This is a genomic window from Streptomyces sp. CA-288835 (assembly GCF_050936385.1).
GTDB lineage: Bacteria > Actinomycetota > Actinomycetes > Streptomycetales > Streptomycetaceae > Streptomyces.
This window is the reverse complement of sequence record NZ_JBNJMW010000001.1, coordinates 3575173-3602107: the sequence shown is the minus strand read 5'-3', so window position 1 is coordinate 3602107 and position 26935 is coordinate 3575173. Positions and strand designations below refer to the sequence as shown.

Annotated in this window: 26 protein-coding genes and 1 pseudogene; 18 read left to right on the top strand and 9 right to left on the bottom strand. The window is 69.0% G+C overall.

The window, feature by feature from the left end:
* Positions 1-294: 294 nt before the first annotated feature.
* The 3 genes from fomD to ACQEVY_RS16115 form a co-directional block, all read right to left on the bottom strand.
* Entirely contained in the window at positions 295-987 is a 693-nt protein-coding gene (gene fomD, locus ACQEVY_RS16125; protein WP_432948992.1) for a cytidylyl-2-hydroxypropylphosphonate hydrolase, read from the bottom strand.
* A gap of 73 nt (positions 988-1060) precedes the next feature.
* The gene (locus tag ACQEVY_RS16120; RefSeq protein ID WP_432948990.1) at positions 1061-2446 is read right to left on the bottom strand and encodes a class II fumarate hydratase; all 1386 of its coding nucleotides are present in this window, start codon (positions 2444-2446) and stop codon (positions 1061-1063) included.
* A gap of 834 nt (positions 2447-3280) precedes the next feature.
* Entirely contained in the window at positions 3281-4948 is a 1668-nt protein-coding gene (locus tag ACQEVY_RS16115) for a fumarate hydratase (RefSeq protein WP_432948988.1), read from the bottom strand.
* Between the two features lie 166 nt (positions 4949-5114).
* On the opposite strand from ACQEVY_RS16115, the gene ACQEVY_RS16110 reads away from it, so the two are divergent.
* Positions 5115-5798 (top strand): DUF1707 SHOCT-like domain-containing protein, encoded by a 684-nt coding sequence (locus tag ACQEVY_RS16110; RefSeq protein WP_432948986.1) that lies wholly within the window; start codon positions 5115-5117, stop codon positions 5796-5798.
* 195 nt (positions 5799-5993) lie between these two features.
* Positions 5994-6374, top strand: a complete 381-nt coding sequence (locus tag ACQEVY_RS16105; RefSeq protein ID WP_328768933.1) for a WhiB family transcriptional regulator — start codon at positions 5994-5996, stop codon at positions 6372-6374.
* Between the two features lie 137 nt (positions 6375-6511).
* Here ACQEVY_RS16105 and glpX read toward each other — a convergent pair whose 3' ends face one another.
* Positions 6512-7549 (bottom strand): class II fructose-bisphosphatase, encoded by a 1038-nt coding sequence (gene glpX / locus ACQEVY_RS16100; protein ID WP_328768932.1) that lies wholly within the window; start codon positions 7547-7549, stop codon positions 6512-6514.
* Positions 7550-7728: 179 nt separating this feature from the next.
* On the opposite strand from glpX, the gene ACQEVY_RS16095 reads away from it, so the two are divergent.
* Positions 7729-8247 carry a DUF4245 domain-containing protein gene (locus ACQEVY_RS16095; protein ID WP_432948983.1) on the top strand — a complete coding sequence of 173 codons (519 nt, stop codon included), beginning with the start codon at positions 7729-7731 and terminating at the stop codon, positions 8245-8247.
* A gap of 3 nt (positions 8248-8250) precedes the next feature.
* On the opposite strand, the gene ACQEVY_RS16090 is transcribed toward ACQEVY_RS16095, so the two are convergent.
* Both ACQEVY_RS16090 and xseA read right to left on the bottom strand, forming a co-directional pair.
* Positions 8251-8508 (bottom strand): exodeoxyribonuclease VII small subunit, encoded by a 258-nt coding sequence (locus ACQEVY_RS16090; RefSeq protein ID WP_432948981.1) that lies wholly within the window; start codon positions 8506-8508, stop codon positions 8251-8253.
* A 115-nt stretch (positions 8509-8623) separates the two neighbouring features.
* The gene (xseA, locus tag ACQEVY_RS16085; RefSeq protein ID WP_432948979.1) at positions 8624-9832 is read right to left on the bottom strand and encodes an exodeoxyribonuclease VII large subunit; all 1209 of its coding nucleotides are present in this window, start codon (positions 9830-9832) and stop codon (positions 8624-8626) included.
* Between the two features lie 294 nt (positions 9833-10126).
* Here xseA and ACQEVY_RS16080 point away from each other — a divergent pair, with 294 nt between their 5' ends.
* Positions 10127-11131 (top strand): 4-hydroxy-3-methylbut-2-enyl diphosphate reductase, encoded by a 1005-nt coding sequence (locus ACQEVY_RS16080; RefSeq protein ID WP_432948977.1) that lies wholly within the window; start codon positions 10127-10129, stop codon positions 11129-11131.
* A 53-nt stretch (positions 11132-11184) separates the two neighbouring features.
* Positions 11185-11931 carry a polyphosphate--glucose phosphotransferase gene (gene ppgK / locus ACQEVY_RS16075; protein ID WP_432948975.1) on the top strand — a complete coding sequence of 249 codons (747 nt, stop codon included), beginning with the start codon at positions 11185-11187 and terminating at the stop codon, positions 11929-11931.
* 141 nt (positions 11932-12072) lie between these two features.
* Here ppgK and ACQEVY_RS16070 read toward each other — a convergent pair whose 3' ends face one another.
* Positions 12073-12543, bottom strand: coding sequence for a DUF6542 domain-containing protein (locus ACQEVY_RS16070; RefSeq protein WP_432948972.1), 471 nt, complete (start codon positions 12541-12543; stop codon positions 12073-12075).
* 352 nt (positions 12544-12895) lie between these two features.
* On the opposite strand from ACQEVY_RS16070, the gene ychF reads away from it, so the two are divergent.
* From ychF to ACQEVY_RS16055, 3 genes and pseudogenes are all read left to right on the top strand, one after another.
* On the top strand, positions 12896-14005 hold the full coding sequence (gene ychF, locus ACQEVY_RS16065) for a redox-regulated ATPase YchF (RefSeq protein WP_328768924.1): 1110 nt from the start codon (positions 12896-12898) through the stop codon (positions 14003-14005).
* Positions 14006-14200: 195 nt separating this feature from the next.
* Positions 14201-14518 carry a hypothetical protein gene (locus tag ACQEVY_RS16060; RefSeq protein ID WP_432948969.1) on the top strand — a complete coding sequence of 106 codons (318 nt, stop codon included), beginning with the start codon at positions 14201-14203 and terminating at the stop codon, positions 14516-14518.
* Positions 14519-14544: 26 nt separating this feature from the next.
* Positions 14545-15060, top strand: a pseudogene (locus tag ACQEVY_RS16055) (HEPN domain-containing protein); the annotation flags it as partial.
* A gap of 141 nt (positions 15061-15201) precedes the next feature.
* On the opposite strand, the gene ACQEVY_RS16050 reads toward ACQEVY_RS16055, so the two are convergent.
* Positions 15202-15780: a PadR family transcriptional regulator gene (locus tag ACQEVY_RS16050; protein ID WP_432948967.1), complete on the bottom strand. Its 579-nt coding sequence runs from the start codon at positions 15778-15780 to the stop codon at positions 15202-15204.
* Between the two features lie 127 nt (positions 15781-15907).
* Between ACQEVY_RS16050 and ACQEVY_RS16045 the strand changes: the two genes are divergently transcribed.
* On the top strand, positions 15908-16300 hold the full coding sequence (locus ACQEVY_RS16045) for an ester cyclase (RefSeq protein ID WP_432948965.1): 393 nt from the start codon (positions 15908-15910) through the stop codon (positions 16298-16300).
* Positions 16301-16588: 288 nt separating this feature from the next.
* Here the strand turns inward: ACQEVY_RS16045 and ACQEVY_RS16040 are convergent, their stop codons facing one another.
* Positions 16589-17488, bottom strand: coding sequence for a LysR substrate-binding domain-containing protein (locus ACQEVY_RS16040; RefSeq protein ID WP_432948963.1), 900 nt, complete (start codon positions 17486-17488; stop codon positions 16589-16591).
* A gap of 109 nt (positions 17489-17597) precedes the next feature.
* On the opposite strand from ACQEVY_RS16040, the gene ACQEVY_RS16035 reads away from it, so the two are divergent.
* The 9 genes from ACQEVY_RS16035 to ACQEVY_RS15995 all read left to right on the top strand — a co-directional run bounded on the left by ACQEVY_RS16035 (position 17598) and on the right by ACQEVY_RS15995 (position 26843).
* On the top strand, positions 17598-18791 hold the full coding sequence (locus tag ACQEVY_RS16035; RefSeq protein ID WP_432948961.1) for a four-carbon acid sugar kinase family protein: 1194 nt from the start codon (positions 17598-17600) through the stop codon (positions 18789-18791).
* A complete protein-coding gene (gene pdxA / locus ACQEVY_RS16030) occupies positions 18788-19777 on the top strand; it encodes a 4-hydroxythreonine-4-phosphate dehydrogenase PdxA (protein WP_432948959.1) in 990 nt (329 codons plus the stop codon). Before ACQEVY_RS16035 ends, pdxA begins: the two co-directional genes overlap by 4 nt.
* Before the next feature lie 40 nt (positions 19778-19817).
* Complete coding sequence (locus ACQEVY_RS16025; protein WP_432948957.1) at positions 19818-20477, top strand: HisA/HisF-related TIM barrel protein; 660 nt, start codon at positions 19818-19820, stop codon at positions 20475-20477.
* A 313-nt stretch (positions 20478-20790) separates the two neighbouring features.
* The gene (gene solA / locus ACQEVY_RS16020; protein ID WP_432948955.1) at positions 20791-21930 is read left to right on the top strand and encodes an N-methyl-L-tryptophan oxidase; all 1140 of its coding nucleotides are present in this window, start codon (positions 20791-20793) and stop codon (positions 21928-21930) included.
* An 18-nt stretch (positions 21931-21948) separates the two neighbouring features.
* Entirely contained in the window at positions 21949-22920 is a 972-nt protein-coding gene (locus ACQEVY_RS16015) for a succinylglutamate desuccinylase/aspartoacylase family protein (protein ID WP_432948953.1), read from the top strand.
* 515 nt (positions 22921-23435) lie between these two features.
* Positions 23436-23945 carry an XRE family transcriptional regulator gene (locus ACQEVY_RS16010; protein WP_432948951.1) on the top strand — a complete coding sequence of 170 codons (510 nt, stop codon included), beginning with the start codon at positions 23436-23438 and terminating at the stop codon, positions 23943-23945.
* 309 nt (positions 23946-24254) lie between these two features.
* The gene (locus tag ACQEVY_RS16005) at positions 24255-24920 is read left to right on the top strand and encodes a hypothetical protein (RefSeq protein WP_432948949.1); all 666 of its coding nucleotides are present in this window, start codon (positions 24255-24257) and stop codon (positions 24918-24920) included.
* Positions 24921-24930: 10 nt separating this feature from the next.
* Positions 24931-26211: an MAB_1171c family putative transporter gene (locus ACQEVY_RS16000; RefSeq protein WP_432948947.1), complete on the top strand. Its 1281-nt coding sequence runs from the start codon at positions 24931-24933 to the stop codon at positions 26209-26211.
* A gap of 11 nt (positions 26212-26222) precedes the next feature.
* Complete coding sequence (locus tag ACQEVY_RS15995) at positions 26223-26843, top strand: hypothetical protein (protein ID WP_432948945.1); 621 nt, start codon at positions 26223-26225, stop codon at positions 26841-26843.
* The last annotated feature ends 92 nt before the right edge of the window (positions 26844-26935 follow it).

Here is a 26935-nt window from a genome sequence, read left to right as displayed (position 1 = left end):
CCATGGCGGTTCGTCCCGCAGGAATGCCGATACCCGGATTACGTGCCCCAGGAACGGAATTCCCGCATGCTCAGACAGCCTCTCAGGGCCGGGCCCGGCCGGCGACACCGACAGGGACAGCCCGTCCAGCCGTTTCCCAGCCGTACGACCGTACCCCTCGTACCCCTCGCTCACGTCCTGCCGCCCCTCGGTGACGTACGGTCAAGCCCAGCGCATGCCGCGGGAGTTGTTGCTGCGGTGCAGCCCTTGCGGAGGACGATCCTACGGTTGTACCACGGGGGCGCAACAAGGGTCTCATGTGGACACATGAGTGGGCGTACGGTCCCAGTCATCGGGCAATGACGGCACGGACCAGGCCGGATCCGGGCGCCAGTGCTGCCAGCCGTCCGAGAACGGCGGGCCCCAGGCGCGGATCACCTCCACCGCGGACCGCCCCGCCTCCCGTACATCTTCGGCCAGTTCAAGATCCATCAGACCGTCCCGCTGAGCCTGCGCGAACTCGTCCTCGTCGCGCCAGCCCCAAGACCGGTCCGGGTACACGCAGATGTCCAGGAAGTGGTCCTCGGAGTCGACCCCACCGGCCCATCTGACCAGCGGTTCCTCCAAGTTGACGTACCAGTTCTTGAACTTCCAGCCCGGCTCCCAGAACAGCCACACCGACCACGGCTCGCCGGGCCGCGCCAGCTTCAGCACGCCCGTGCCGAACCAGCGGTCGCGCTGTACGGTCCGCGGCCTGGTGTAACGGGACTCCAGCGGCTCCACATGCAGGGGTGTGCCGTCGGCGATCACCGGCCGCACGCACTGGGTGCCGGGTGCCATCCATACGGCGAGCAGCTCGGCGTCGTCCCGTACGACGGTCACGGGACGGCAGATGTGGACGCGCGGGCCGCCGTTCTCCCGGTACCGCCACAGGATCTGACTCCCGGGCGCCCAGAACGCCGCCGTTCCGCCCGTCTGCACGTCTGTCACCGCTCCACCCTCTGTCATGGCCGGATTTTAGGTGCCTGGCACATACGACGCTGCGGCGCGCGTCACGGTTCGCGCGCCTGGTCGCAAGGTGTTACGGCCGCGTCATCCCCAGGACATCCAGCGCCGCGTCCAGCTGCTCGAGGGTGAGATCGCCGCGCTCGACGTACCCGGACTCCAGGACGACCTGGCGGATCGTCTTGCGCTCGGAGAGTGACTTTTTGGCCACCTTCGCGGCCTCCTCGTACCCGATGTACTTGTTGAGCGGCGTCACCACGGACGGCGACGACTCGGCGTACTCGCGGGCCCGCTCGCGGTTTGCGGTGATCCCGTCCACGGTCCGGTCGGCGAGCAGCCGGGAGACGTTCGCGAGGAGGCGTACGGACTCCAGGACGTTCTTCGCGATGACCGGAAGCATCACGTTGAGCTCGAAGTTTCCGGCCGCGCCCGCCGCGGCGACGGTGGCGTCGTTTCCGGTCACCTGGGCGGCGACCATGAGCACGGCCTCGGGAATGACCGGATTCACCTTGCCCGGCATGATCGACGAACCCGGTTGGAGGTCCGGGAGATTGATCTCGGCGAGTCCGGTACGGGGGCCCGAGGCCATCCACCGCAGATCGTTCGCGATCTTGGTCAGACCGACCGCGATCGTCCGCAACTGTCCGCTCGTCTCGACGATCCCGTCCCGCGCGCCCTGCGCCTCGAAGTGGTTGCGCGCCTCGGTGAGCGGCAGCCCGGTTGCCCGCGCGACCTCGGCGATCACGGCGGCGGAGAAGCCGGGCGGGGTGTTGATGCCGGTGCCCACGGCCGTTCCGCCGAGCGGCAGTTCGGCCAGCCGCGGCAGCGAGGCGCTGAGCCGCTCGATGCCGTACCGCACCTGGGCCGCGTATCCGCCGAACTCCTGGCCGAGGGTGACCGGGGTGGCGTCCATGAGGTGCGTACGCCCCGACTTCACGACGTCCGCGAACTCCTCGGCCTTCCGCTCCAGCGACGCGGCCAGGTGTTCCAGGGCGGGCGCGAGGTCGCGGGTGACGGCAGCGGTGGCGGCGATGTGGATGGAGGAGGGGAAGACGTCGTTCGACGACTGCGAGGCGTTGACGTGGTCGTTCGGGTGCACGGCACGGCCGAGCCGCTCACTGGCGAGGGTCGCGATGACCTCGTTGCTGTTCATGTTGGACGAGGTCCCGGACCCCGTCTGGAACACGTCCACCGGAAAGTGCTCGTCCCAGTGCCCCTCGGCGACCTCGCCGGCCGCGTCCTGGATGGCCTCCGCGATGTCCTTGTCGACCACGCCGAGCTCGGCGTTCACCTTCGCGGCAGCCGCCTTGATCCGGGCGAGGGCTTCGATGTGCGCGCGCTCGATGTGCTGGCCGGAGACGGGGAAGTTCTCTACGGCGCGCTGGGTTTGGGCGCGCCACTTGGCGTGTGCGGGGACGCGGACTTCGCCCATGGAGTCGTGCTCGATGCGGTAGTCGGTCATGGGGGGTATAGCGCCCCCGCCGCCCTTACCCATTCCCGTCCCCTGGGGCTGCGCCCCAGACCCCACCTGGGGCTGCGCACCGGACCCCGGCCAGGGGTTGCGCCCCTGGGACCCGCTCGGGGTTGCGCACCGGACCCCGGCCAGGGGTTGCGCCCCTGGGACCCGCTCGGGGTTGCGCACCGGACCCCGGCCAGGGGTTGCGCCCCTGGGACCCGCTCGGGGTTGCGCACCGGACCCCGGCCAGGGGTTGCGCCCCTGGGACCCGCTCGGGGTTGCGCACCGGACCCCGGCCAGGGGTTGCGCCCCTGGGACCCGCTGGGGGCTGCGCACCGGATCCCGGTCAGGGGTTGCGCTCTTGGGCCCAGTCTTGGGGCTCCGCCCCAGACCCCTTCGGGGCTGCGCCCCGGACCCCGTTCGGGGGCCAGCCCCCGAACCCCACCAGGGGCTGCGCCCCGGACCCCAGCCAGGAGTTGCGCCCCGGGGACCCGCTCGAGGCTCCGCCCCGGATCCCGGTCAGGGGCTTCGCCCCTGGACCCCGCTGGGGGGCTGCGCCCCAGACCCCCTCGGGGCTGCGCCCCGGACCCCCCACGGGGCTACGCCCCGGGCCCCGTTTTGGGGGCCAGCCCCCGGACCTCCGCTCCTCAAACTCCCCCAGCTACCGCAAACTCCCCCAGCTACCGCTGGGGGGACCCCCAAGGGGCTGAATTGAGCCCGTCCGGCGTTTGAGGACGAGGCCGCCAGGCCGATGCGGGGTCTGGGGCGGTAGCCCCAGCGGGGTCCAGGGGCGGAGCCCCTTGGTATGGGACGGGTAGGGGCGGTGGGGGCGGAAAACGCCTAGGCCAGCCCCGGACCCCGTACCGGAATCGACGTGAACGTCGGCGCCGGTGCCGGGTCCTTGAAGAAGTCGTTGCCCTTGTCGTCCACCACGATGAACGCCGGGAAGTCCTCGACTTCGATCTTCCAGACGGCCTCCATGCCAAGCTCCTCGTACTCGACGACCTCGACCTTCTTGATGCAGTCCTGGGCAAGCCGGGCGGCCGGCCCGCCGATGGAGCCGAGGTAGAAGCCCCCGTGGGCACCACACGCGTCAGTGACCTGCTGCGACCGATTCCCCTTCGCCAGCATCACCTTGGACCCTCCAGCCGCCTGGAACTGCTCGACGTACGAGTCCATACGCCCGGCCGTCGTCGGCCCGAACGACCCGGACGCGTACCCCTCCGGGGTCTTGGCCGGCCCGGCGTAGTACACCGGGTGATCCTTCAGGTACTGCGGCATCTCCTCACCGGCATCCAGCCGTTCCTTGATCTTGGCGTGCGCGATATCGCGCGCCACGACCAGCGGACCGGTGAGCGAGAGCCGGGTCTTCACCGGGTACTTCGTGAGCTCCGCGAGGATGTCGTCCATCGGCCGATTGAGGTCGATCTTGACGACGTTGCCCTCCTCGGAGAGGTGCTCGTCCGTCGTTTCGGGAAGGAAGCGCGCCGGGTCCGTCTCCAGCTGCTCCAGGAAGACACCCTCCGCCGTGATCTTCGCCGTCGCCTGACGGTCGGCCGAACAGGAGACGGCGATCGCCACCGGACAGGACGCTCCATGCCGGGGGAGGCGGACGACGCGTACGTCGTGGCAGAAGTACTTGCCGCCGAACTGCGCCCCGATCCCGATCCGCTGCGTCAGCTCGAAGACCTTCTGCTCGAGCTCCTTGTCCCGGAAGCCGTGACCGAGCGGCGAGCCCTCCGCCGGAATCTCGTCAAGGTAGTGCGCGGAGGCGTACTTCGCGGTCTTCAGGGCGTACTCGGCGCTCGTACCGCCGACGACTATGGCGAGGTGGTACGGCGGACAGGCGGCCGTGCCCAGCGAACGGATCTTCTCCTCCAGGAACTTCATCATGGAGGCTTCGTTGAGGACGGCCTTCGTCTCCTGGTAGAGGAACGACTTGTTGGCGCTGCCGCCGCCCTTCGCCATGAACAGGAACTTGTAGGCGCCGCCGTCCGTCGCGTACAGCTCGATCTGGGCGGGGAGGTTGGAGCCGGTGTTCTTCTCCTCCCACATCGTGAGCGGGGCCATCTGCGAGTAGCGCAGGTTCAGGTTCAGGTACGCGTCGTAGATGCCGCGGGACAGGGCCTTCTCGTCCTCACCTTCGGTGAGGACGTTCTGTCCGCGCTTGCCCATGACGATGGCGGTGCCGGTGTCCTGGCACATGGGGAGGACGCCCGCGGCGGCGATGTTCGCGTTCTTCAGGAGGTCAAGTGCCACGAACTTGTCGTTCGACGACGCCTCCGGGTCGTCGATGATGCGGCGCAGCTGGGCGAGGTGGGCCGGCCGCAGGTAGTGCTGGATGTCGTGGATGGCCTCTTCGGCGAGCTTGCGCAGCGCCTCCGGCTCGACCTTGAGGAAGGTGCGCCCGTCGGCCTCGAAGGTGGAGACACCCTCGGAGGTCACCAGCCGGTACGGGGTGGTGTCCTCTCCCTGGGGGAGCAGATCGGTGTACGCGAACTCAGGCATCTCGCCCATTCCTCACTCGACAGACAGCCGACATGGCAGCCGCTGGCCTCCGTTGGCAGCGCCCACCAGCGTAGAACCTGCGTCTGACAGTTCGCTTGTGAGGTAAGGCTCAGTTCGTCGTCCACACCCCTAGTCGCGATCTATCGCGTTTGGGTACGCTGCTGTCGTGGACCTACAGAAGCGCCCCACCCAAGAGCCGTCGCCTCAGACCGAGTTGCGCGCCTCCGACGCCGACCGCGACCGCACCGCCGACATTCTGCGCGAGGCCCTCGCCGAGGGGCGTCTCACCGCGGACGAGCACGCCGAGCGGGTCGAGGAGGTCTACCGCGCCAAGACCGTCGGCGAACTCGAACCGCTCGTCCGTGACCTCCCCGGTGAGCACCGGACGCAAGCCCCGCGCGCGTACCAGCCGCCGCCCAACCAGCCCGCTCCGGGCGCGGTGCCCCCGGTTGCCGACGAGAACGTGGTGGCGGTGCTGAGCTCCGCGACGCGCAAGGGCCGGTGGCGAATAGGTCGCCGCACCCATGCGTACGCCATCTTCGGCAGCATCGAGATAGACCTCAGCGAGGCGATCTTCGAGCACCGGCAGGTCGTCATCAAGGCCGTCTCGGTCTTCGGCAGCGTGGAGATACGCGTCCCGGAGAACGTCTCGCTGCGCGGCAACGGCGGCGGTGTACTGGGCAATTTCGAGGTCCGCACGCTGGATTCGGGCGAACAGGACGCCCCCGTGGTTTATGTGGACGGGCTGGCGCTTTTGGGGCACATTGAGGCAAAACCCAAGCGCGGCAAGGTGGTTGAGGACATCCTCGACCGTGTGAACGACAAGTTGCGCAAACATCTGGGGCATTGACGGTCGCGAATTCGAAGGCTGTTCGGCGGCAGCTCGGGGGCATTTCGGCGGCAAGCGGAGCGAACTGATCCGCTCGTACCCGCTCGGACCTGCGAAGAACTCCCGTGCTTCGGAACTCAGTGCATAGGCGCGCGCACAGCGGGTAGGCCTTGTCGCATCGTCGCTCGCTCGCGAAGCCGTCGTCAGGAGTAGACCGTGCTGCATCCGCCGCATCAGTCCCTGCAGGTCGCTGCCGTTCCGCCCCAGGGGGCCGCGGTACGTGAGAGGGACCAGGACGCCCCGTGGCATACGGAGGCCGTGTGCCGCCGCGACGAGGCCGGGCTGTTCTTCGCACCCTCGAAAGAACCCACAGCGGCCCGGCTGTCCCGCGAGGACGCGGCGAAGCGGGTCTGCGCACGGTGCCCGGTGATGGTCGAGTGCCGTGAGCACGCGTTGCTGCAACCCGAGCCGTACGGAGTGTGGGGCGGCCTCACCGCCGCCGAGCGCCGCGTGGTCCTGGCCCGGCGTCGGCGCCGGGATCTTGAACTGAAGAAGGCGGCTCGCTCCACTGCGGGGCAGATAGCGGCGGCTGGATAGCCGAGACGCGAATGGGGCGCCCTCTGCACAAGAGGGCGCCCCATTCGCGCCCTTTAGGGGCGCGGGGAACTGCGCGACAAGCCACAACGAACCCGCAGTTCATCCACGGCCCGCATTTAATGGCACAACCGGCGGAGCTACTTGGCCTTGTCGAAGTCGATCGTGCTGTACGCGCGCAGCTTGCTCAGCCGGTGCTCGGAGGTGATCTGGCGGACCGTGCCGGACTTGGAGCGCATGACGATCGAGTCGGTCGTCGCGGTCTCGGCGCGGTAGCGGACGCCGCGCAGCAGCTCGCCGTCGGTGATGCCGGTCGCGACGAAGAAGACGTTCTCGCCGGAGACCAGGTCGTCGGTGAACAGGACGCGGTCGAGGTCGTGGCCCGCGTCGACGGCCCGCTGCTTCTCCTCGTCGTCCTTGGGCCAGAGCTTGCCTTGGATGGTGCCGCCCAGGCACTTGACCGCACAGGCCGAGATGATGCCCTCCGGCGTACCGCCGATGCCCAGCAGCAAGTCGATGCCGGTGCCCTCGCGCAGCGCCAGGATCGAGCCCGCGACATCGCCGTCCGAGATCAGCTTGATGCGCGCGCCGGTCTCCCGGATCTCCTTGATGATGCCTTCGTGCCGCGGCCGGTCGAGGATGACGACGGTGACGTCCTCCGGTGTGGACCGCTTGGCCTTGGCGACCCGGCGGATGTTCACGGACACCGGGGCGTTGATGTCGACGAAGTCGGCGGCCTCGGGGCCGGTGACCAGCTTGTCCATGTAGAAGACGGCGGACGGGTCGAACATGGTGCCGCGGTCGGCGGCGGCCAGCACGGCGATCGCGTTCGTCATGCCCTTCGCGGTCAGCGTGGTGCCGTCGATCGGGTCGACGGCGATATCGCACTCGGGGCCGGTGCCGTCACCGACGGCCTCCCCGTTGAACAGCATCGGGGCTTCGTCCTTCTCGCCCTCGCCGATGACGACGACGCCGTTCATCGACACGGTGGAGACGAGGGTGCGCATGGCGCGTACGGCGGCTCCGTCGGCGCCGTTCTTGTCACCGCGGCCGACCCAACGGCCCGCGGCCATCGCGGCGGCTTCGGTGACCCGGACGAGTTCCAGGGCGAGGTTGCGGTCGGGGGCCTCGGACGGGACCTCGAGCTCGGACGGCAGGTGGTGATGGTTCTCGGTCATCGGAGCGCACCTTTCTGATACGAGACAAAAACTGCGCCCGTAGGGCGTCCCTGGAAGGGCGGTGGTGGGAGACGGGTGGGCGGCCGGTGAGGGTTGTCGGCGACTCTATCCTCAGTCCGACAAAATGAGCAGGGGCCCCCACGGATGAGCAGACCAGTACACCTGCGACGATGAGGGGCGTGGCAGGTACGAAAGGCAAGCAGACGGTCCGGGACATGGTGCTCTCCCTGGGCCTGATCGGAATCGTCGCGGGAGTCATCTACCTCTTCATTCCCCATGACGAGTCCGAGCCTCCGCTCAAGCGGGTGGACTATCGCGTGGAGCTCCTCACGGCACGCCGCGCGGCCACCTATCCCGTGGCGGCCCCGGAGGGCCTGTCCAAGGAGTGGAAGGCGACGTCAGTGCGGTTCGAGGGCGACAACTTCGACGCCTGGCATCTTGGCTTCCACGATCCCGACGGGGAGTACGTGGCGGTCGAGCAGTCCACTCAGAAGCCGTCTACGTTCATCGACGAGGCCGGGCAGGGGGCCGAGGAGACTGACGTCACCGAGCGCATCGGGGGGCGGACCTGGACGCGGTACGAGGGGTCCAAGTACGACGCCCTGGTTCTGCGGGAGGAGGGGGCTACGACGGTGGTTACGGGTACGGCGTCGTTTGCGCAGCTTACGAAGATGGCTGCGGCGTTGAAGATGTCCTGACGGTTACTGGGATTCGTCGGCCGAGTCCTCGGCCGTGGCTTCGGCGGAGGACTCCGCTTCCTCTTCGGCCAGCGCCGCGTCCAGTCGCTTGCGTGCGCCGTCCAGCCAGCGGCGGCATACCTTGGCGAGTTCCTCGCCGCGCTCCCAGAGGGCCAGGGATTCCTCGAGCGTCGTACCGCCCGCCTCCAGGCGGCGTACGACCTCGATCAGCTCGTCCCGCGCCTGCTCGTACCCGAGTGCCTCGTCCACCTTGCTGGTCATGCGCCCACCTTATGTTTCCACTCGGACAGTGCTGTGCTCTCCTCGGGGCGCGGCATCCGACAGCGACTCCGCCGCGGGCCGGACCCCCGGCCGGCCCTGGGGGAGGACCACGTTTTCAGTCGGCCCGGATCACTGTGAATTCGCCTTCGGCGACCCGCGCCCGCAGTGGTTCCTCGGCCGCCACCTCGTCGGGGGTGCGGATCACGTGGCCGTCGGTCTTCTGTAGGACCGCGTAGCCGCGGCGGAGGGTCGCGGCGGGGGAGAGGCCCACCACGCGCGCGTGCGTGTGCGACAGCTCCGAGTCGGCGCGGTCGAGGAGGTGGCCGAGGCAGCGCCGGGCGCGGTCCAGCAGTGCGGCTACCTGGCCCTCGCGGTCGTCGATCATGCGGTGCGGGTCCTCTATCGAGGGCCTTGCCAGCGCGTTCGCGAGGCCGCGCTCCTCGCGCTCGATGAAGGACATGACGCTGCGGCGCGCTCGGTCCTGGAGGAAACGCACCCGCTCGTACTCCTCGCCTACGTCCGGCACGACCTTCTTGGCCGCGTCGGTCGGTGTGGACGCGCGCAGGTCGGCCGCGTAGTCCAGCAGTGGGTTGTCCGGCTCGTGGCCGATCGCCGAGACCACGGGCGTACGGCAGGACACGACCGCCCGTACGAGCTGCTCGTCCGAGAACGGGAGCAGGTCCTCTACGCTGCCGCCGCCTCTCGCCACGATGATCACGTCCACGTCGTCCAGCACGTCCAGCTCCTTTACCGCCTGGATGACCTGGGGTACCGCGTGTACGCCCTGCACGGCGACGTTGCGTACCTCGAAGCGGACGGCCGGCCAGCGGTGTCGTGCGTTCTCCAGTACGTCGCGTTCTGCGGCGGAGGCTCGTCCGCAGACCAGGCCGATGAGCTGGGGGAGGAAGGGCAGTGTCTTCTTGCGTTCGGGGGCGAACAGGCCTTCGTTGGTCAGCGCCTTCTTCAACTGCTCTAGGCGGGCCAGCAGTTCGCCTACGCCTACCGGCTTTATCTCGGCTGCCCGGAGGGAGAGCTGGCCTCTGGGCGCGTACCACTCCGGCTTTGCGTGGACCACTACGCGCGCGCCCTCGCTCACGATGTCGGCCACCGAGTCGAATACCTGGCGGTAGCAGGTGACGCTCACGGAAATGTCGTACGACGGGTCGCGCAACGTCATGAAGACGACGCCTGCGCCCGGGCGGCGTGACAACTGCGTGATCTGACCCTCGACCCACACGGCGCCCAGCCGGTCGATCCATCCCCCGATGAGCCGTGACACCTCGCCGACGGGGAGCGGGGCGTCCGCGGATGTGTTCACAGCCATGCGCCCGAGAGTAACGGGCTGGACTGACAACCTCCGGGGGTGGGCGCCGGGCGCCTGTGGGGCGTTGGGGGTCGGGGCCGCGTCGGGGGTGTCCGTCCTCGGACCGGCGCGCGTTGCTGTCGGCTGGTAGAGGGTGCCGGTGTTGGCGCGCCGGCCGCTGCGGGCGCACACCCCCGCCCCGTCCCCTTCCCGCCGTGGGCGGCCTCGGGGGCATGGGGGTGCGCCTCCATGCCCCGGGGGCGCGCCCCCGGATGTGTGCAGCGGCGATCTTTGGGTGCTGGGCGCGGCCTTACGATGGTTGGCATGACTGCTTCTACTGGCCGCCGTGTCCTGCTTGCCGCCCCTCGGGGCTACTGCGCGGGTGTGGACCGCGCCGTGATCGCCGTCGAGAAGGCCCTGGAGCAGTACGGGGCCCCTATCTATGTCCGCCACGAGATCGTCCACAACAAGTACGTCGTGCAGACCCTGGAGAAGAAAGGAGCGATTTTCGTCGAGCAGACGGCGGAGGTCCCCGAAGGGTCGATCGTCATGTTCTCGGCGCACGGCGTTGCGCCTGTCGTCCATGAGGAGGCGGCAGAGGGAAAGCTCGCCACCATTGATGCCACGTGTCCGCTGGTCACGAAGGTTCACAAGGAAGCTGTTCGGTTTGCCCAGGATGACTTCGACATTCTTTTGATTGGTCACGAGGGGCACGAGGAGGTCATTGGTACCTCTGGTGAGGCGCCTGACCACATCACGCTTGTCGATGGGCCGAAGGATGTCGCGAACGTGGAGGTTCGTGATCCCTCCAGGGTTGTCTGGCTCTCGCAGACCACTCTGTCCGTGGACGAGACCATGGAGACGGTCGACGCCCTGAAGGAGAAGTTCCCGCAGCTCATCTCCCCGCCGAGTGACGACATCTGCTACGCCACGCAGAACCGTCAGCTTGCCGTGAAGCAGATGGGTGCCGATTCCGAGCTGGTCATCGTGGTCGGCTCGCGGAACTCCTCCAACTCCAAGCGGCTTGTGGAGGTCGCCAAGCTCGCGGGTGCGCGTGAGGCGTATCTCGTGGACTTCGCGGACGAGATCGACGAGGCCTGGCTGGAGGGCGTCACTACGGTCGGTGTCACCTCGGGTGCGTCGGTGCCGGAGGTGCTGGTCGAGCAGGTCCTGGAGTTCCTTGCCGGACGTGGCTTCGAGGACGTGGAGATCGTCAAGGCCGCGGAGGAGTCCATCACCTTCTCGCTTCCCAAGGAACTGCGTCGCGACCTGCGTGCTGAGGCGGCGGCCCTGGTGGCGGAGCGGACGGCCGAAAAGTAGGCGGAAGGTACGGCTGAGAAGTGACTGTCAGTCGTACGTCGTAACGTGGGCCCATGCAGATCTTCGGCGTGGACATCGGTGGATCAGGGATCAAGGGCGCTCCCGTGGACCTGGAGCAGGGCGACCTTGCGGCTGAGCGGCACAAGGTGCTCACCCCGCACCCCTCGACCCCTGACGCGGTGGCCGACGGTGTGAAGGAGGTCGTCGGTCACTTCGGCTGGACGGGGCCGGTCGGGGTCACGTTCCCGGGTGTGGTCACCGGCGGCGCCACCATCCGTACGGCCGCCAATGTGGACAAGGGCTGGGTGGACGTCGACGCGCGTGAGCTGCTGAGCGAGCGGCTCGGCGGGCTCCCGGTGACGATCCTGAACGACGCGGACGCGGCGGGCGTGGCCGAGATGCGGTTCGGCGCCGGGCGTGACCGTCAGGGCACGGTGATCGTCCTCACCTTCGGTACGGGCATAGGCAGCGCCCTTTTCGTAGAGGGGGTCCTTGTGCCGAACACGGAGCTGGGGCACCTCGAACTGCATGGCCACGATGCGGAGAAGCATGCCTCCACCAAGGCCAAGGACGACCAGGAGCTGAGCTGGGAGCACTGGGCCCGGCGCGTCCAGAAGTATCTCGCCCATGTGGAGATGCTGTTTTCGCCCGAGCTCTTCATCATCGGGGGCGGGGTCAGCCGCAAGTCGCACAAGTTCCTGCCGCTGATCGAGGGCATCAAGGCGGAGATCGTTCCGGCGCAGTTGCAGAACAATGCGGGGATCGTGGGGGCGGCCATGCGGGCGGCGAAGGCCGGGTAGCGGTCGGGAGTCGGGGGGTCGGGGGCTCGCCGGCTCGTACGACTGTGGCGGTCTGTCTTGTACGACTCTGGAGTTGCTCGTCGGAGACGGGGGCGGGCCGGCTGTTGCAGGAGACGGGACCTGGGACCTCGGACTCGCGCCTCAGGCCGTGCGGCGTCTCGGCAGCGCCTGCGTCCTGGGCTGGGCCGGGCGTCTCTTCTGGGCCGGAGGCCGCGGGGACAGGGCTGCTGCCCGGCGCTGGGCCGCCCGTCGGCTCATCATGCGTACCTTGCGGATGGTCACGATGAGGCCGGCGATCAGGGTGCCGCCGTACAGCCAGCCCGCGTGCATCGCGAGGGCGGTGAACAGGCCCATCAGCCCGTCCCAGAAGCCTCCGTCGCTGTCGGCGATGGGCAGCAGGCCGAAGGCGAACGCGATGGGGACGGCGATGGGTGCGGTGACGAGGTCGGCTCGGCGTACCCAGATTGCGGTCAGGGCGCAGACCGGCAGGAACAGCACTCCGTAGACGAGGAGTGACGATCCGAACAGCAGGCGGATGAGCAGGGCGAGCGCGAACATCGACGCTAGGCAGAACAGGCCGCTGCCGAGTCCGGTGAGCCGCGGGTTCGGCATCCTGCGTACCGCCCGTACCAGCGGGGACACGGGCAGCGGGCCTCGGGGGGCGCCTGGTCGGAACTGCTGGGGCGTACGGGCTCCGCCGCGCGCCGCCTGCGGGGGAACGGGCGGGCCGCTTCGCGGTCGTGACGGCGGCCGGGGCTGGTGCCGGGGCTGACGGGGACGCGTGCTGTGTTGCTCCACTGATCCAACTTAGGTCGGTTTATGTGTCGAATTGCTGCCGGGACACGCGCTTTGATCGACCTTGGCCATGCGTTCGATACGTCGCCGGTCCGGGGCGACACACGCCGTAGACTGGTGGATCGGTCCGCCCGGGTCTCCTCCAATCTCAGTTACGGGAAGTCGCAACGTGTCGCTCACGATCGGAATCGTCGGTCTGCCGAATGTCGGCAAGTCGACCCTGTTCAACGCCCTGACCAAGAACGACGTGCTGGCGGCCAACTACCCGTTCGCCACGATCGAGCCGAACGTCGGCGTGGTCGGCGTTCCCGATGCCCGGCTGGCGAAGCTGGCCGAGATCTTCGGGTCGCAGAAGGTCCTCCCCGCCACCGTCGACTTCGTCGACATCGCGGGCATCGTGCGCGGCGCGAGCGAGGGCGAGGGGCTGGGCAACAAGTTCCTGGCGAACATCCGCGAGTCCGACGCGATCTGCCAGGTCATCCGTGCCTTCAGGGACGAGGACGTCGTACACGTCGATGGCAAGATCTCGCCGAAGGACGACATCGAGACGATCAACACCGAGCTGATCCTCGCGGACCTGCAGACCATCGAGAAGGTCCTGCCGCGTCTGCAGAAGGAGTCGCGGATCAAGAAGGACGTGGCGCCGAAGGTGGCCGCGGTCGAGGCGGCCAAGGAGATCCTGGACGCCGGACAGACCCTCTTCGCCGCGGGCATCAAGCAGGACTCGGACCAGGAGGCCCTCCTCCACGACCTGCACCTGCTCACCGTCAAGCCGTTCCTGTACGTCTTCAATGTCGACGAGGACGAACTGACCGACGAGACCTTCAAGGCCGAGCAGCGCGCCCTGGTCGCCCCCGCCGAGGCGATCTTCCTCAACGCCAAGCTGGAGGCGGACCTCGCCGAACTCGACGAGGAGGACGCCCTGGAGCTCCTCCAGTCCGTCGGCGCCGAAGAACCCGGCCTCGCCACACTCGCCCGAGTCGGCTTCAACACCCTCGGCCTCCAGACCTACCTGACGGCCGGCCCGAAGGAATCCCGCGCCTGGACCATCAAGAAGGGCGCCACGGCCCCCGAGGCCGCCGGAGTCATCCACACCGACTTCCAGAAGGGCTTCATCAAGGCGGAGATCATCTCCTTCGAGGACCTGGTGGAAACGGGCTCGGTCGCCGAGGCGCGCGCCAAGGGGAAGGCGCGTATGGAGGGCAAGGATTATGTGATGCGGGACGGGGATGTGGTGGAGTTCCGGCACGGAGGAACCTCTGGAAGCGGGAAGAAGTAGTCCCCCGCAGCAGAGAACGATGGCTGACGATCCTCTGAACCTTGACGAGGCCGGCGAATGGGCTGGCCTGTGGTGGCTGCCGGACGACCCTGACGAGCAGGTCCCGGGCGTGCTCCGTACGACCCTGAGAGCGGCCTCTCCCTCTCGTTGATCGGCGCGTTCTAGGACCGCATCACGTCGAACCCTGCTCCTGGGGTGACCGCGTACCACGAGGGCACCAGGACGTGGGACGTCATCCCCGGCGCGGCCGAGCAGCGCGAGATCACCCTCCTCGGCTGCGTCCCCACCGGCGGGAAGCGGACCATGTTCGCGCGGGTGAAGAGCCCCGACAAGCAGACCGTGGCGGCGACGACAGCGATCATCGGCGCGCACGTCAGCGGCGAGGAAGACGCCGCATTCTCCGCGGCCGGGGTCTCGGTCGAAGACCTGGGGCTCTGGGCGGCATCGTCCGTGTTCGAGGGCTTCCTCGGTGCTCCCGACGGAAAGATCGACGGGACGAGCCGTTCGACCTGAGCGCGGCTCTGGAGACTGCCAGCCGGGTGCAGGACCTGATCGCCCTGGCGACGCACCGCGCGGCCGGCGTCATCTGGCTCCGGCTGGAGGTGGCCGGGACCGAGTCGGTCCTGCCGAACGGCCGGCCCGTGCCGCGCCGGCACGCGGCCGTGCTCTACTCGCCCGCCGCGCTTGGCCACCACGACGCAAAGGCCGCGGACCACCGCCGCGTCTTCTTCACCTGCGAGTCGCTCCCGTTCAAAGAGGTCGTGCCCCGCTGGTGCGAGGCGCACGGCCGCCTGCAGACGGCGACCAACATGATCTTGGGCCTGCGCTACGCGCCGACCAGCTTCGTCGAGAACAACCTCCTGACGGCGGTGGGCGCTGCCGAGGTGCTGCACCGCGGCCTGCGCATCGACGAGAAGCCGTTCCCCAAAGCGGAATTCAAGGAGATGCGCGAGGCGATGCTCGCGCAGGTGCCAGAAGAGCATCGCGACCGGTTCCGGGGTGCGATCCGCAGCAACCCGACGCTCCGGGACCGGCTCCACGCGCTCGCCGAGCGCCCCGACCAAGAAGCGATCGCGCTCCTCATGCCGGACCGGGGCCGGGGGCGGGATCAGGTAGTTCGCCGACGTGCAGGACATCGACGGCCGGGCCCTGGTCGTCGTACCAGGAAGCAAGCATGGGGGTACCTCCGTGGGCAGTCAGCTCTCGGCAGCGGCGGGCGCATGTGGATCGCTGTCGGTGCATGCGGTGTCGAATGCGGGCGGTTCCTCGCCGAGGGTCTCGCGCAGCCAGGTCCGTTCGGCGCGGCTTGTGGCGCGGGCGGTGAGCAGCATGCCCCGCCGGTAGGGGTCGGCGATCTCCTCGGCACGCAGGGGCCGCTCGTTGTCGTAGAAGAAGCTCGCCGGTTCTTCCAGGAACTCCAGCCGTCTGCGCAGCACCGCGTGCTGTTCGGCCACGTCGGGCAGGTGGGAGAGGAAGGCCAGGACGACGTAGAACCGGGTGAAGTCGGTGATCTCGTGGTCGGCGGGCTTGCGTAGGCGCTGAAGCATGTCGGCCCGTCCGGCCGCGGTCAGGCTGAGCACGTACCGGGCCGCCCCCGCGGCCGGGTCTGCGCGCCGCTCGATCAAGCCCGCCCTGGTCAGACGGTTGATCGCCGGATACAGGCTGCCGTCACTGACCGGCCGCGTATAGCCGGTCAGCTGTGAGACGCGGCGGCGCAGCTCGTGTCCGGGCAGGGGTCCCTCGGCGAGGAAGCCGAGTATCGCGAGTTCCAGCATGAGTCCATCTTCGCACGCGTAACATCGAATCGATGTGAACATCGATTCGATGTTACGCTCGCAAGTACCCGCTCAAACGTCTCTGGAGAGGCACAGCAAGATGCCATCGCAGTCCACCGAGTCAGTGATGAACCGTTTCGTCGAGTTCATCAACACGGGCAACGAGGATCTCGCCCGCGAGGTCATTTCTCCGGACGCGGCGTTCCACGCGCCAAGCCACCCGGAACCACTGCGGGGGCCCGATGGGTACTTGGAAGTCCTCGGGATGATGCGCGGCGGCTTCTCGGATGTGGAGTGGACGCTGGAGGAGACGGTCACCGAAGGCGAGACAGTGGCCGCGCGGTTCACCATGCGGGGAACCCACGACGGTGAATTCTTCGGGATCCCGGCGAGCGGCAACAAGATCTCGGTGCAGGCCATGAACTTCTATTACCTGGCCGACGGCCGGATCGTCGGCGAACGGGGCCAGCCCGATCTCCTCGGGGTGATGCAGCAGATCGGTGCCGTACCGGCGCCGTGAACCTCGTAGCGCCGAGTGAGCCTTCTGCTGCGCGGGATTGCCGCTGCCGGGAGGGGCCCGTACGGCGCGGTGGCAGAGGGCGAAGGCCCGCACCGGAGCGCGGGCGACCGGCGCGGGTTCACCGCAAGAGGCCGGTCTTCTTCTTGATCCGGCGTCTTCGCGCAGACAGCGCCCGTTCGGCGAGAGCCGGCCTGGTTTTCACATCACCGACCCCGCCCTGAAAACCTCAGTAACTGCGCCGGCAACCAGACGGGACACCAAGCAACGAAGGTCCGACAAGCCCAGTGGTCACACCTCTTCGGAATCGCTTTCGAGCTGGGTCGTCTGGGCCCGCAGCCATGCCGTCAGCCGGCGGACGCGTACGTCTTGCTCGGGTGGTTGACGACTGAGGAGGTGGTAGCTGGTGCCGTCGGGGACGAAACCGAAGGGTGCGACGAGTTGCCCTCGCTCCAGGTCGTCGCGGACGACGGCATACGGGGCGATCGCGACCCCGACGCCGGCCGCGGCAGCCTGGAGAGTCAGGTAGAAGTGCTCCAGGGTCTGCTGGGAGGCGGGCTCTGCTTTCATGCCGGTGATGCCTCGCCAGTCGTCCCACGCCTGCGGTCGTGTACCGGTGTGCAGAAGGGCTACCTCCGATATGCCGGCGCCGGTCAGGCGGGCAGCGAGATCGGGTCGGCAGACGGGTCCGATCCTCTCTGCGAACAAGCGGGTCCGGCTCACCTTTTCGGGAAACGGGAAGTCGTCTCGGCGGATCGCGAGGTCGATGTCGTCCCGCTCGAAGAAGACGGGGCCGCCGCCTGCGGACAGATGGACGGTGACGTCCGGCACGTTTGCGGCCAGATCGGGCAGCCGGGGAATGAGCCACCGCATCAGGAGTGTCGGTTCGCACGAGAGGGTGAGCGGTCCTGCGGGTGTGCGCTGTGCGATCTGCCGGGCGGCCGCATCGATCTGATCGAGTGCGTCTCTGACGACGGCCGCCAGCTGGCGCGCCTGCGGGGTCGGGCGCAGGGCGCGTGTCTGCCGCTCGAACAGCGATATCCCAAGGGACCGCTCCAGGTTCTGGACCTGTCGGCTCACCGCGCCGTGCGTCACATGCAGCTCCTGCGCCGCCGCGGTCATGCTCGCGTGCCGGACGGTCGCTTCGAAGGGCAGCAGAGTATTCAGAGGAGGTAGACCCGACCATCGCATACGTGAATTTTACTCACAGGTCTTGTGAGAATGAATCGCTTGTCCAGCTCTTTTGCCTGCCTGACTATAGATCCAGTCACGGAAACGCTGACCAAGGGAGAGGTGGGGCATGACATTCCGCAACGACGAGCGGTCGGGCATCGCCATCCTGGCGGATGACCTCACCAGTGCAGGGGACGGTGCCGCGCCGTTCCGCCGGGCCGGGCACGACGCCCGGATCCTGCTCTCCGCCACGGCAGGCGTGCCGGGGCACGCCGTGGGCGTGAGTGCGGTTGACCTCGGGAGCCGGGTGCTGGACGAGGAGGCTGCCGCTTCGCGTACGTGGCGGGCGGCCCGCCTGTTTGCCGGCTCTGAGTTGCTCTTCAAGACGGTGGATTCCACCTTGCGCGGTCATGTCGCGGCAGAGGTCCGGGCCGCATGGGCGGGATCGCGGAGGCGGACCGTCGTCATCGCCCCGGCCTTCCCCGCGGAGGGCAGAGTGACGGTGGAAGGGGTCCAGTACGTGCGGGGCGTACCGGTCCACGAGAGCGACTTCGCACGCGACCCGGTACACCCTGTGCGGTGCTCGGACCTCGCGACGCTGTTCCCGGAGGCCGTTGTGGCAGGGCCGGGCCGGGCGGCCGAGCTGCCCGAACTGATCGGCAACGGTGGCCTGATCGTCTACTCCGCCGCCGAAGACGGCGACCTCGACCGCCTGGTCGCAGCGGTGCCGCGACTCGACGACGTGCTGTGGGTCGGCTCCCCAGGGCTGGCGGCCGCCCTGGCCCGAAGGTGCGCACACGCTGCCGGCAGCGCTACTTCGGTGCCTGCGCCCGCCCGACGCCCACTGATCGTCGTCGGCAGTGCCAACCCGGCGACCCGGCGGCAGCTGGCCGCGCTCCGCGCCCGGGCGGATGTCCAAGGGATCACCGTCAGCGGCGATCCGGCCACGGCAGTGGAGACGCTGCGCGGCCTGACGGCCCCCGTCCTCACCCTGCAAACACCCGAAGAACGCCACACGCCACAGACCGCACAAGCACTCGCCCGCTCGCTGGCAGCAGTCGTCCAGGCTCTCACCGAAGAGCACACGATCGACGCGCTCATCGTCACCGGGGGAGAAACGGCCGCGACCGTGCTCCAGACCCTTGGTGCCACCGGCATCGGCCTGCTCGACGAACCCGAACCCGGCGTCGCCCGCGGAACGCTCCTCGGGCAGCTCCCCCTCCCCGTGCTGATCAAGGCGGGCGGCTTCGGCGACGACGCCACGCTCCTGCGCCTGTGCCACCTCATCCGACATCCCCTCGACCCAGGAGAGCACGCATGACCCCGATCGCCATCACCATGGGCGACCCCTGCGGAATCGGCCCCGAGATCACCCTCAAGGCGTGTGCCGATCCCCGGCGCACCGTGCCCGTCGTCGTCATCGGCGACGTGGGCGTCCTCGCCCGCGCCGACCGGGTCGCCGGAACACACCTCACCGTTCGCCCGATCGCATCCGTCGACCAGGCGGCGTTCGCGCCCGGCACGGTGGACGTCCTCACCGAGAACGGCCTTCCGGCCGACCTGCGCTGGGGCACACTCGACGCCCGCGCGGGAGCGGCGTCCTTCCAGTACGTCCGCCGCGGTATCCAGCTCGCGATGGCCCACGAGGTACGGGCCCTGGTGACCGCGCCGATCAACAAGGAAGCGCTGCGCATGTCCGGCGTGCCCTACCCCGGGCACACCGAGATCCTCGCCGACCTGTCCGGCACGAAGGACTACGCGATGATGATGGCCACCGACGAGCTGCGGACCGTCCTGGTCACCGTGCACCAGTCCCTGCGCACCGCGATCGACGCGATCACCACCGCACGCGAACTCGACATCATTCGCCTCACCCACCGCACGCTCCAGCGCGGCGGTCTGCCCGCCCCGCGCATCGCCGTCGCCGGCCTCAACCCCCACGCAGGGGAGAACGGCCTGTTCGGCCGCGAGGACCTGGACATCATCACCCCCGCCATCGAAGCCGCGCAGAGCGAAGGCATCCAGGCCAGTGGGCCCTGGCCCGCCGACACCGTCTTCATGCGAGCGCGCGCCGGGGCCTTCGACGCCGTGGTCGCCCAGTACCACGACCAGGGCCTCATCCCCGTCAAGTACCTCGGGATCGAACACGGCGTCAACATCACCATCGGCCTGCCGTTCGTCCGCACCAGCGTCGACCACGGCACCGCCTTCGACATCGCGGGTCTCGGCACGGCCGACCACACCAGCCTGCTCACCGCCCTGACTCACGCCGACCGCCTGTCCGCAGGGGCACCGGCCCGCCCCTGACCACCGACTCACACCCCGGAACCGAAAGCCGAAGGACACCGTGGACTTCATCTTCATGCTCACCCGCGACGACCGCACCGTCACCGACTGCCTCGAGGTCCTCGACACCATCAAGGACCTCGGCATCACCCACATCGGATTCAAGGACATCGGCGTCGACCGCGACACCCTCACCCAACTGCACGCCCGCATCAAGGACATGGGCGCCACCACCTACCTCGAAGTCGTCAGCACCGACCGGGACCAGGCCCTTGCCTCCGTACGGACAGCCACCGAACTCGGCGTCGACTGGCTGATGGGAGGGACCTGGATCAAGGAGACCCTCGATCTCCTGCAGGGCACGTCCATCGGCTACCTGCCCTTCGCCGGAGAACCCCTCGGGCACCCCACCCGCCTCGCCGGCGACCCGGACCGCATCGCCGACGACTGCCGACGAGCGGAAGCGGCGGGCTGCGCCGGCGTCGACCTTCTCGCCTATCGCGCCACCGATGCCGACCCACTCGACCTGGTCCGCGCCGCCCGCGCCGCCACCACCGGCCGCCTGGTCATCGCCGGCTCCATCACCAGCACCGACCAGATACAGGCACTCGCATCAGCCGGAGCCGACGCCTTCACCATCGGATCCGCCGCCTTCGACGGCTCTCTGCGGCCCCACGCAGGAACCATCCGATCCCAACTGGCCCCCGTGGTCGTCCTGTAGCGAGAGCCGCCCCCGGGAGCCCAGAAGAAGCGACCGAGCAAGGTCACGGGCGGGGTGAGGTCGAGTCACACGGCCATCGGCTGGATCTCTTGACTCCCCCCTGAGCCGCTGCCACTCTTTGTGCCAAATACCAGCACGGTGTACCACAATGTGGCACGGCGAAGGGGTCTGAGGGGTGGGGTGGGGGTGGATCCCCGCACCCGGGACGAATGCGAGCGTTGGGGCTCCAAGGGCGCGCCCCCTCCAAGTCGCCACCAGGCATCCTCACGCTCGGGACCCAGCTTGCGGCCCGGCGATACGAAAGGAAACCCCCGTGTCAGCTGCCAGGAAGCGTGTCGCCGTGGTCGGTGTGGGAACGATGGGCAGCCAGGCCGCTTGGCGGCTGGCGGCCCGGGGCGCGGAGGTCGTCGGCTACGACCGGTTCGCGCCTGGCCACGACCGCAGCGCCGCAGGCGGTGAGACCCGGGTCTTCCGCAGCGTGCAGACCCACGACAGCCGCTATGTGCCGCTCGTCCGGCACGCCGACCTTCTCTGGAAGCAGCTGCAGGCGGAGACCGGACGGGAACTGCGCCGCCTGACCGGAGCCCTGGTCATGGGGCCGGCCGACGACCCCGAGATGCGTACCGTCATGGACGGCATCGCCGAGCACGGCCTCGAACACGAGGTGATCGACGCCGAGGCGATGGCCAAGCGCTTCCCGCAGTTCCGCGTCGACGACGGAGACCTGGTGCTCCTCGACTCCCACGCGGGCTTCATCCGCCCCGAGCTGACGGTCCAGACCGCGGCCCGACGTGCCGAGGAACTGGGCGCCCAAATCCGCCGCTACACCCCGGTGCGGGAAGTCACTCCCGTCCCCGGGGGAGGCGTGGAGATCCGCACCGACACCGACACCGAGCGCTTCGACGCCGCCGTCGTCACCCCCGGCCCCTGGGCGGGCGACCTGCTGCCCGACCTGCCGTGGGAAGTGAACGTCTACCGCGCGATCAGCGCCTGGTTCCTGCCCCACGAGGACCACCCGGCAGACACCGAGCGTCCCGCCTTCATCCGCTGCGGCGACATCCCCTTCTACGGCATCCCGTCCCCAGACGGCCTGACCGTCAAGCTCGGTCTGCCCCAGCCCCACCACAAGCCCGTGGACGACCCGAACCGCCTGAACCGGACCGTCGCACCGGAGGAACTGAAGTCCTTCACCACGGTGGTGCGGCGCCACCTGCCCGGACTGAACCCCGATCCGGTACGCCTGTCCGTCTTCATGGAGGGCTACACCGACAGCACCAGGCCGCTGGTCGGCCCCCTGCCGGGCTGTGACGACATCGTCCTGCTGGCCGGTTTCTCCGGCCAGGGCTTCAAGCTCTCGCCCGCCATGGGCGACATCGCCGCGGACCTCGCCCTGGAAGGCCGCACCTCCCAGCCGATCGACTTCATCACCACAAACGGCCGCACCACGGCCTGAGCCCGAACGAGGAAAGCCATGACCCTGACCATCGGCGCGCTGAGGGCTGAGCCCGGCCAGAAGACCCGCGGGAGCCTGTCGGCCGACCTCGGCTCCACGACAGTGGAGGTGCCCCTGATCCTCGTCAACGGATCCCGACCCGGCCCCCGGGTGGTGATCACCGGTGGCGTCCACGGTGGCGAGTTCATCGGCGTCGACGCGGCCACCCGCCTGGCCGGGCTGCTGGAACCGGACGAGGTGGCCGGCCAGCTGGTGATCTGCCCCGTGGCCAACCCCCCGGCCGTCTACGGAGGCAGGCTCAACATCTCCCCGCTGGACGGCGTCAACATCAACCGCGTCTTTCCCGGGGACAAGGACGGCGGCCCCACCGACCGGATGGCGGCCTGGCTGTTCGAGTACGTGATCGACGGCGCCGACGCCTACGTGGACCTGCACAGCGGCGGCATCGACCAGCATCTGCTCGACTTCGTCGGCTACCGCCTGACCGGCGACGACGAGCTGGACGCGAAGAACAAGGCGATGGCCCACGCGGTCGGTTACGAGCGCGTCATCTTCGGCACCAGCCCGGCCGGCGGCAACAGCCACGCCGCGGCGAACCGGCAGGGCCTCCCCGCCATCCTCGTCGAGACCGGGCAACTCGGCGACCGCGACCCCGCCACCGTGCGCAGGCTGCTCGACGCCCTGTACCGGATCCTGCACCACCTCGGTGCCATCGAGGCGCCGCAGCACCTCGCACCGGTGACCGTGCAGCCGCGCGACTGGATCTGGACCGGCGAGGTCGAGTCTGCGGTCGCAGGCCTCTGGTACCCGGACGCGGCCACCGGTGACGAGGTGACCGAGGGACAGACCATCGGCCGCATCATCGATCCGGTCGACGGCGCCGAGCACAAGATCACCGCCATCGCCACCGGAAAGATCATCTACAACATGAACGGGCTCTCCGTCCGCCCCGGCACGCACCTCGCCGCCATCGCCACCCCCCACGACTGACGGGCCTCCTACCCGTCCGAACTCACCCTCTGATCTGTGTTTGTGCAGGTCAGAGGGTGATTCGCTCCCGGGTCCATGCGTTGTGGCGGAACGTTCAAGGTCTGGGTTCGTGAGATGCGGCGCAGTGCGGCTCGTGTTCTTCGGTGCCCAGGTGCCGTCTCGGGCTTCCTTCAGGGGGCTTCGCATCCCCAAGCGGTCGCCCGTGATGGGCACCACACAGGGTCGGGAGCTCCCCCCGTGCTCCCGACCCGTCCCGTCCCCCGTGGCCCGCCCCCCGTTGTAGATGGGTGCCGCATGCGTTCCCCCGTTTTGGACCGCACGCGGCGCCCATCTACTTTGTTTTACGGGCACTCCCTCAGCATGCCGAGGTGCCTTCGGCTTGTCAATCAGACTTTACGTACTCGCGCCGCTATCCTCCTCCGTAAACTTGGGTGCACAGTGAAGGCGCGCAGTGAAGGCGTGGCCGCGATGAGCGACCAGTGTTGTCGACGGTGTCAGCGGCAAGGGGTGATCGGGTGGAGAGCCGGAATCCGGCGAGCGGGCGCACCATCGCCCAGAAGCTCGACCACCTGATCGGCACGGTCCATCCCGCCGACCGGGGCCCGCTCAGCTATATGGAGATCGCCGAGGGGATCCGCACAAAGGCCGGGCCGGACGGGCCGACGGTGTCGCATGCCACGATCCAGAAGATCCGCAAGGGCGAGATCGTCGATCCGAAGGTCAGCACCCTCACCGTGATCGCGGGCTTCTTCGGCGTCCCCGTGACCTACTTCTTCGACGACGCGGTGGCCGAGCGGGTCGACGCCAAGCTCGCCCGGATCAAGGAACGGGTCGAGCTGACCCGGGCTCAGCGGGAGCTGGTGAAGATCCTTGAGGACAGTGACGTACGGGATGTCGCGCTGCGTATGAACGGCCTGTCGGCCGGCAGCATCCAGGCGATCCGCGGAGTCATCGATCAGGCACGCAAGCTGGAGGGGCTGCCGGAGCCGTCGCCCGGCCGCGGCACCCGGGATGCGAAGTCCTGAGGGACCATGCGCCCTGATCGGGCGCTCATACCGCAAGGACCCCCGAGGGTCTGGGGTCGGGCCTGGGGCCCGGGACCCCTGGCGCACGAGGGACGCGATGTCCTGAGGCCCGGGTCTCCTGGTACACGAGGGACGCGCGGTGCTGAGTGGTCGGCACGCTCCGTGCTGAGGTGCTAGTCGCCCGCGGCCGGAATGCGCCGGTGCGCGGGGTGGTCGCCTCGGTGTGACTTGAGCGTGTGCACACCATCGCTTAGGCTCGCGCGGACATCTGTTCGCTCCGTTTGGCGGACAACGCTTCGGCGGAATGTCATGGACACCCGGGACGTACGGCCAGCCAAGATCTGCTCGGCCAGCGAGGACCGCATGTACATCACGCGCCGCCGCGCCCGTTGCGAGGCCGCCGCCGACGTGGTCGCCATCCCGCGCCCCTTCGACCTCGACGCCCTGTGCGAGGGGATCGCCGCCCAGCGTGGCCGTCCGTTGCGCCTGGTCGCCCTGGAGGGCGCCCCGGACAGCAACATGCCCTGCGGGGTCTTGGTGGCCACCGAGAGAGCTGACCTCATCTTCTACGAGCCGGCGACCAGCGCCCTGCACAAGCTCCAGATCGTGCTGCACGAGCTCGCCCACCTGCTCCTCGGCCATGGCGGGCCGGACTCCGAACGGCCCGCGTACGCCACCCGGTTGCTGCCGGGCGCCACGGACGGCCAGGACGACGGGGGCGCCGGCGAGGACGAGGACGACGATCTCGGGATCGACCTCGACCAGGTGCTGCACATCCTCGGGCGCACGAGCTACAGCGACAACGAGGAGAAGGACGCCGAACTTCTCGCGACGATTCTCAGCCATCGCATCCTCGATCGCGAAGCCACCACGAACCCCGTGCTGGAACGGCTCGGCGATGCCCTCGGCCACCCCATCCGCACCTCCTCGGACACTCCCCGGGACCACAGGGACCACAGGGGCCACAGATCGTGAGGGCACGCGTATGACCACCGTGGTTCTGGTCCTGTTGTGGACGGTCGCCGTCTGGCGTGCCCCCTCGGCCGTACGGTCATCGAAACAGCGCACCCTGTGGATCGCCTTCGCTGCGCTGACGCTCGCCATGACCCTGCGCACTCCGGCCGTCATGGACGCCATCGACGGCGGCACCGGCATCAACAACCTGTCGACCCTGTTCAAGCACTACTTGGGCATCACGGCGGCGGGCGCCGTCCTGGAGTTCGTCTACGTCATATCCCGGCCCTACAGCCGCACCGGAGTACGGCGCCGGATGGCCGCCACCGGGGCGACCATGGCCGTCCTGACCGTGCTGTTCGCCTTCGTACCGCGCCGGACCGAGGCCGAGGACTTCTTCGACCGCGCCGCCGGGTCCGTCCCGGCCACCGCCTACTTGCTCGTCTGGTTCGCCTATCTGGGCACGGCGATGGCCATGGCCACCTGGCTCTTCTGGGGCTCCAGCCGGCACGCGGGCGCGGGCTGGCTGCGCACCGGCCTGCGGCTGCTCGGCGCGGGCACGGCGGCCGGGGTGGCGTACGCGCTGGCCCGCGCCGTCTACCTCGTACTGCGCCTCACCGAGGTGACCGGACCCGGCAGCGACGCGGACGCGAGCGCGGTCACGGACGTGATGAAGCACGCCGCCATCGGCCTGATCCTCGTCGGCAGCTCCGTACCGGCCGTCGGAGTGGCCTGGCGGGCGGCTCGGCACTGGCGGTACCTGCGCGCGCTGCGCCCCCTGTGGCAGGACCTGACCGAGGCCGTCCCCGAGGTCGTGCTGGGCGAAGAGCTGCGCCGCCGGGAGCTGCGGATGCGGCTGCACCGCCAGGTCGTCGAGATCCGCGATGCGATCCTCGCTCTCCAGCCGTACGTCTCGGCCGCCCAGCGGGACGCCGCCGAGGCCGCCGTGCCCGCGGGGCGGCGGGATCTCGCGGAGGCCTGCTGGATCGAGACCGCCCGCCACGCCAAGCTCGCCGACCGGGCCCCCGACGACGCCGTCCAGCGCCGTACCTTCGGCTCCGCGGGCGACGACGCCGACGACGCCGACCTCGATCTCGAAGCCGAGGCCCAGTGGCTGGAGCGGATCGAGGTGGCCCGGGCGGGCGACACCGTACGGGACTTCGTCCGTGCCCACAGCGCGTCCGGGCCCAGCGCGTCCGGGCCCAGCGCGTCCGGGCCCAGCGCGTCCGGGCCCAGCGCGGCCGGACACAGCCCGTCCGGACACAGCCCGTCCGGGCACAGCGCGCATGACAGCGATCTCGCCTCCCAGTAGAAAGTCCCCCAGTGACCAGCACACCAGCGACCAGCACCGAACCCGGTTCCGCCGCACCGCCGGAGTCCCGCGCCGCCCGGCTCGTCACCGACCACCTCGAGCCGAAGAACTGGATCCTCGCCGTCACCCTGCTCGTCGGCTGGCACACCGACGGACTGGCCGGCGTCGGCTGGGGGCTGTTCGGCGCGCTGTTCGCGGCCGTCATCCCGGTGCTCTTCATCAAGCTCGGTATCCGGCGCGGCACTTGGGCCGACCGTCACCTCGGCAAGCGGCAGCAGCGGCTCGTGGTCATGGTCTTCATCATCTGCTCGGTCTCCACCGGCACCCTGCTGATGAGCGTCCTGGACGCCCCCTCGGCCATGATCGCGCTCATCGCGGCGATGGTCAGCACACTGGTCGTCCTCATGGCCATCACCTTCACCTGGAAGATCTCCGTCCACGCCGCCGTCTCCTCCGGCAGCATCGCCATCCTCGCTCTCGACTACGGCCCCTGGCTGCTGGCCGTCTACCCTCTGGTCGCCCTGGTCGGCTGGTCCCGCATCGCACTGCGCGACCACACCCCGGCCCAGGTCGTGGCGGGAGCGGTGCTGGGCGCGGTGGTGGCGGGGGTGACGTTCGGGCTGCTGCGGTGACGGGGAGCATCACGGGAGGCGCAGTTTCGTGTCGAAGTCGCCCCCTGATCTGCAATTGTGCAGGTCAAGGGGCGATTTGCTGCCGGACTCCC